The organism is Mycobacterium sp. (assembly GCF_032161845.1).
In the GTDB taxonomy this organism is placed as follows: domain Bacteria; phylum Actinomycetota; class Actinomycetes; order Mycobacteriales; family Mycobacteriaceae; genus Mycobacterium.
Genome location: NZ_JAVRQA010000557.1, coordinates 1 through 4,646, shown reverse-complemented (window position 1 = coordinate 4,646; position 4,646 = coordinate 1). Strand labels below are relative to the sequence as shown.

The 4,646-nt window shown below is 66.9% G+C and carries 7 protein-coding genes; 6 read left to right on the top strand and 1 reads right to left on the bottom strand.

Going from position 1 to position 4,646, the window contains the following annotated elements; translation table 11 throughout:
- Positions 1-175: 175 nt before the first annotated feature.
- Positions 176-604 carry a very short patch repair endonuclease gene (locus QOD90_RS31005; protein WP_526356349.1) on the top strand — a complete coding sequence of 143 codons (429 nt, stop codon included), beginning with the start codon at positions 176-178 and terminating at the stop codon, positions 602-604.
- Here the strand turns inward: QOD90_RS31005 and QOD90_RS31000 are convergent.
- Complete coding sequence (locus QOD90_RS31000; RefSeq protein WP_526356347.1) at positions 591-839, bottom strand: LuxR C-terminal-related transcriptional regulator; 249 nt, start codon at positions 837-839, stop codon at positions 591-593. The two genes, QOD90_RS31005 and QOD90_RS31000, sit on opposite strands and share 14 nt — an antisense overlap.
- A gap of 185 nt (positions 840-1,024) precedes the next feature.
- Between QOD90_RS31000 and QOD90_RS30995 the strand changes: the two genes are divergently transcribed.
- From QOD90_RS30995 to QOD90_RS30975, 5 genes are all read left to right on the top strand, one after another.
- Positions 1,025-1,255, top strand: coding sequence for a hypothetical protein (locus QOD90_RS30995; protein ID WP_526356345.1), 231 nt, complete (start codon positions 1,025-1,027; stop codon positions 1,253-1,255).
- Positions 1,256-1,603: 348 nt separating this feature from the next.
- A complete protein-coding gene (locus tag QOD90_RS30990) occupies positions 1,604-2,320 on the top strand; it encodes a GntR family transcriptional regulator (protein ID WP_526356353.1) in 717 nt (238 codons plus the stop codon).
- Positions 2,320-2,547, top strand: coding sequence for a 4Fe-4S dicluster domain-containing protein (locus QOD90_RS30985; protein ID WP_003928504.1), 228 nt, complete (start codon positions 2,320-2,322; stop codon positions 2,545-2,547). Before QOD90_RS30990 ends, QOD90_RS30985 begins: the two co-directional genes overlap by 1 nt.
- Before the next feature lie 17 nt (positions 2,548-2,564).
- Positions 2,565-3,986 (top strand): ABC transporter substrate-binding protein, encoded by a 1,422-nt coding sequence (locus QOD90_RS30980; protein ID WP_526356343.1) that lies wholly within the window; start codon positions 2,565-2,567, stop codon positions 3,984-3,986.
- A gap of 89 nt (positions 3,987-4,075) precedes the next feature.
- Positions 4,076-4,646: ABC transporter permease (locus QOD90_RS30975; RefSeq protein ID WP_526356351.1), on the top strand; the 571-nt coding region annotated here is incomplete at its 3' end.

Below are 4,646 nucleotides of genomic sequence, written 5' to 3'. Positions count from 1 at the left end.
CGTTCGTAGGTGCCGTTGCGGGTGCGAAAGCGTTCGAAACCGGCGGCCTGACCGACCGCGGACCCGCGGGTCGTGGCGTGAGGCGCGTCGGCGGGGCTGCTCACCCGCCGATCGTATGCAGCGCCGTCGCCGAGTCCCGGCACCTGCGGCGGCGCGCCGTCAATAGTCTGGAGCCATGGCCGACTCGTGGGCGTCCTCACCGGCGGCTCGGACCCGGATGCAGTCCAACAAGAGTCGCGACACCAAACCCGAGCTGGCGTTGCGCTCCGCCGTGCATGCCCTTGGACTGCGGTACCGCGTCTCGGCCAAACCGCTTGCCGAGCTGCGGCGCACCGCCGACCTGGTGTTCCCGCGGGCCAAGGTCGCAGTCTTTCTGGATGGTTGCTTCTGGCACGGCTGCCCCGAACATCACACCGTCGCGTCCGCGAACGCCACGTTCTGGGCGGACAAGGTCGAGGGCAACCGGAAAAGGGACCGCGATACCGACGGGCGACTCGCCGCGGTCGGCTGGGTGAGCGTCAGGATCTGGGAGCACGAAGACCCGCAGACCGCCGCTCGTCAGGTCGAGAAGGTGGTGCGCGCCCGAACGCTCACAGGTCGTTGACGTCGATCAGCCCGTCCTGGATGGCGCGGGCGACCAGCGCGGCCTTGGTGGTCGCGGGCCGTCCCGCCGCCGCGTACTTGTCGCGAATCCGCTGCAGGTGGGTTCGGACGGTGGTCGCCGAAATCTGCAACTGACTGGCGACGTCGGCCTTGTTGTCGAGGCGGATCCACGCGAGCAGGACCTCTTTCTCGCGCGGCGCCAGTTCCGGACGTAGACGCGATGCGAATGTCGTCAACGATTCCCCCAAGCATCAGTGCGGATGACCCCGATTGCAGATATTGACGCTTTTGTAGTGTTTCTCGGCGAAATCACCGCAAAGCTTCGCTAATTGGCCTTCGTGGAATAGGACGCCGTGCCTCTTTAGTTGTGCTTACTAGTTTGGGTCGAACGCCGGACCCGTAGTAATCGAAGAGGTTCACCATGATCAGCTTGAAGACCATCGTCGGCGGGGCAACCATTGCGGGATCGCTGGCACTGGGCATTTTCTCCGGTGTGGCGAACGCCGCACCGCCGCCCGTCGAGCCCCAGGTGCCGGTCGTCCAGGGCGGCGATCGCACGCCAGGGCCGTCCACACCCTCTCCGTATGCCGCCTATGGCGACAGGAGCGTCTGCGCCACGCCGGGGTTGTACTTCGTCAACATCTGCGTCTGACCTCGGGGAAGCCCGCTGGCGATCGATATCGCGGGTGATATCGAGTTCGAAACCGCATCCCCACCTCCCTGCAGCTTTCGCCGACCTGCCCGCCTTCGGCTCACTGCGATTCAAATCGGTCCGCCGGAACCAGTGGTGGCGCAATCGCCGAAAACGACGCCCTAGCAGCAGGTCGATGGCCGCCCGCACCGGCGCAATCGGCCACCCCCGCGCGGCCCCCGGAGGCGACGTCACGGCCACCCCGAGAAGCGCCGATACCGTCCTGAGCAGGTCAGTCACACACCACAGCCCAGGAGGTGACCCGTGGCCTCCGAAGCAGCATCGGCAGAGCCCGTCGAACCGACACCTATGCGTCGGCCGCGGGCCGACCAGGCGCGGTTGGTCGCCGACGTGCTGCGCCACCAGATCCATGCCGGCGGCTACGCCGACGGGCTACCGTCGGAGGCCGACCTGGCGACCGAGTTCTTCGTGTCTCGCAACACCGTCCGTGAGGCACTCGCGACGCTGAAGGACGACGGGCTGATCGATCGCGGCCCCCGCACCGGCACGCACGTCGCCATCCGAAAGTACGACCACGGTCTCGACTCGCTCGTCGGCCTGAAGGAGACCTTCAAGGGCTACGGCGACATCCGCAACGAGGTCCGTGCGGCGATGACGGTATCCGCGCCGCCTGCGGTGGCCAACCGACTGCAGCTGAGCCCCGGCGAGCCCGCCGTATTCATCGAACGCCTGCGCTTTCTCGGCGCGCTACCGCTCAGCCTGGACATGACGTATCTGGCCGCCGACATCGGCCGCGAAGTGGTCGAACACGATCTCGAGGTGAACGACGTGTTCGCACTCATCGAACAGGTCACCGGCCGACGCCTCGGTGCGGCGAACCTCGCAGTCGAAGCGGTGCCCGCCGACCCGCACTCCGCGGCGCTGCTGCAAGTGCCCGACGGCGTCCCCGTCCTGCTTCTGGAGCGCCTCACCCATCTGGACGACGGGCGCCCCGTCGACCTCGAGTACATCCGCATGCGTGGAGATCGAATTACGCTGCGCGGCAATCTAGTTAGGGGAGTTTGATGGCCCAGGTCAATCAGCGAGTCGACGTGCCGGTGACGATCGACGAGTCCCTGTGCATCGAGGGGTGCACTCTCTGTGTCGAGATCTGTCCGCTCGACTCGCTGGCGATCAACCCGGAGAACGGCAAGGCGTTCATGCACGTCGACGAGTGTTGGTACTGCGGCCCGTGCGCCGCGCGCTGTCCCACCGGCGCCGTCACCGTCAACATGCCCTATCTCATTCGCTGAAACCCCGGGGAACTCACATGAATCGCACAATTGCGGCGCTGCTTGCTGCCGTCGTCACACTCACCGCATCATCTTGCTCACTGGACTCCACGTCCCAATCGGCCGATACCGTCAACGTGGTCGTCGGTTACCAGTCCAAGACGATCAACACCGTCACCGCCGGAACCCTGTTGAAGGCCAAGGGGTTTCTGGAGAAGCGGCTGGCCGACATCGGCAAGTCCACCGGCAAGAAGTACGACGTGCAGTGGCAGGACTATGACACCGGCGCGCCCATCACGGCCCAGATGGTCGCCGAGAAGATCGACATCGGCTCGATGGGCGACTACCCGCTGCTGATCAACGGCTCCAAGACCCAGGCCAACGAGCGGGCCCGCACCGAACTCGTCTCCATCACCGGATACAGCCCGACCGGCTCGCTCAACATGGTCGTCGTCCCACCGAACTCGCCGGCGCGCACGATCACCGACCTCAAGGGTCAGAAGGTGTCCGCCAGCGTCGGTTCCGCCGGCCACGGCACCCTCGTCCGCGCCCTCGGCAACGCGGGCCTCGACCCGGCCACCGGTGTCGAGGTGCTCAACCAGCAGCCGCAGGTCGGCGCATCGGCTTTGGAATCCGGTCAAGCACAGGCACTTTCGCAGTTCGTCGCCTGGCCCGGCCTGCTGGTCTTCCAGAACAAGGCCAAGCTGCTCTACGACGGCGCCGAAGGCAAGTACCCCACCTTCCACGGAGTCGTCGTGCGTCGCGACTACGCCGGTCAGCATCCGGAGGTGCTCGATGCCTTCCTGCAGGCCCAGCTCGACGCCACCGACTACCTCAACCAGCACCCGCTGGACTCCGCCAAGCTCGTCGCCGACGGCAGTGGCTTGCCCCAGGAGGTCGTCTACCTCTACAACGGCCCCGGTGGGACGAGCTTCGACACCACCCTGAAGCCGTCGCTGATCCAAGCGTTCAAGGGCGACGTGCCGTATCTGAAGTCCATCGGTGACTTCGCCGACCTGAACATCGACGGCTTCGTGTCCGACACCGCGATCCGCAAGGCCTTCTCGGCACGCGGTCAGAACTACGACTCCGCGCTCCACAGCAGTACCAACCCATCGACGCTCGGCGGCCAGGACCCGGTCTGCAACGTCGCGGTGACCGACCCCAAGCTGGCCGGCGAACTGTGGCTAGACGGCAAGGACACCACCCAACCGGCCGCCAACCCCGGCTGCCTGCTGCGTGCCATCCGTGAAGCCACCGCTGGTGGCGAGAAGGTCCGCGCCGCATACGTTCCCGACGCCGAACTCGGCACCCGCTGGTTCGCCGACAAGTCGATCTGGGTCCGTGACGGTGCCGGCTACCTGCCCTTCGGCACCGTCGCAGGCGCCGGGCGCTACACCGCCGCCCATCCCGGCGCGACGGTCGTCGACTATCAGCAGGCGTTGGCGGGTGCGGTGTGACCGCCCCGCCCGCGGTGTTGACCGCCGACGAACCGGCCGTCGCCGTCGCTGTCACCACCACGGCGCCGCGACGCACCTGGCCTTCCTGGCTGGTGCGCGTCGGCTCCGTCGCTGCCGCCATCGCGCTGTGGCAGGTGTTGACCGCCAACCACGTTCGGCTCTGGCTGCGCTTCGACACGCTGCCGACGGTCACCGAGATCGGGGCGGCCTTCGCCCACCGGATCGTCGCGCAGGACTACTGGCTCGATCTCGGTCAGTCACTGATCCGCATCCTCTCCGGCTTCGCGCTCGCCGCGGTGGCAGGCGTCGCCACCGGCATCTTGCTCGGCCGATCGCCGAAGTTCGCCAATGTCTTCGGTCCGCTCACCGAACTGGCGCGGCCCATCCCCGCGATCGCCATCGTGCCCGTCGCGATCCTGCTGTTTCCCACCGACGAGGCGGGCATCGTCTTCATCACGTTCCTCGCCGCGTACTTCCCGATCATGGTCAGTACTCGCCATGCCGTCCGCGCCCTGCCGACGCTGTGGGAGGACTCGGTGCGCACCCTCGGTGGCAGCCGATGGGACGTGCTGGCGCGAGTCGTGTTGCCGGGCATCCTTCCTGGCGTGTTCGGCGGGCTCTCGGTCGGCATCGGCGTCGCGTGGATCTGCGTCATCTCCG